At 33.8% G+C, this 861-nt stretch carries 1 protein-coding gene; it reads left to right on the top strand.

What is annotated here, in order from left to right:
* The first annotated feature begins 79 nt into the window (after positions 1-79).
* A complete protein-coding gene (locus tag A6M14_RS08025; RefSeq protein ID WP_067729117.1) occupies positions 80-844 on the top strand; it encodes an IS5 family transposase in 765 nt (254 codons plus the stop codon).
* The last annotated feature ends 17 nt before the right edge of the window (positions 845-861 follow it).

Genomic DNA, 861 nt, shown 5'->3' with positions numbered 1-861 from the left:
TAGGGTCTGTTGACATTTGTTGCTTAAAAAAATAGCGAGGTAGTAAAATTAAATCGCCAAACCCAATTTTACTCTCGCTATGCCTCGTACAATGCTGAATAATCAACACTGGTCTAAGTTACTTTCTATTTTCCGAAATTTTGATATCTATTTCAAATCTAATTTGAGAAATTTTGTCGAAGCCATACTTTATAGAATAAGAACAGGCTGTCCTTGGCGTGATTTGCCTAAAGAATTTGGTTCGTATAACTCAATATTTAAAAAATATAATCGTTGGTGTAAAAATGATAAGCTAATGAAAGTATTTAAATTAATTTCTTCAAATGCTGATATGGAATGGGTTTTTATTGACGGTAGTCATGTTCGGGCACACCAACATTCTGCTGGAATAAAAGATCAGGATATTTCTAAAAGCATTGGTGGAAATAGTTCTAAAATACACTTAGCTGTTGATGCAGATGGCAATCCAATTGAAATTATTATCTCCGATGGAACGACGCATGACGTCAAGATTGCTCCAAAAATGATTGAAAAACTGGATTTGAGTGAAACGGAAGTATGTTGTGCAGACAAGGGATATGACTCTGAATCATTAAGGGAACAAATATCTGCGAAAAAAACTAAAGCTAATATTCCAAGAAAATCAAATACACAGTCAAATAATGACCATATGGATTGGTATTTATATAAAATCAGGCACTTAGTTGAGAATGCATTTTGTAGGTTAAAGCAGTTCAGAGGAATAGCAACACGATATGATAAGCTAAAGTGTAGCTATGAGGGTGCAGTTGCATTAGCTTGTGTATTTATTTGGCTACCTTTATCGGGTAAATTCTATACTTGAAATGTCAACAGACCCTA

It is taken from the genome of Acinetobacter portensis, assembly GCF_009372215.1.
GTDB classification, from domain to species: Bacteria; Pseudomonadota; Gammaproteobacteria; order Pseudomonadales; family Moraxellaceae; genus Acinetobacter; species Acinetobacter portensis.
This window is presented reverse-complemented; position numbering and strand designations above follow the sequence as displayed.

What these genes read in the sequence shown, in the direction of transcription:
- A6M14_RS08025 (WP_067729117.1), top strand. Translation starts at nt 80, where the DNA reads ATGCCTCGTACAATGCTGAATAATCAACACTGGTCTAAGTTACTTTCT.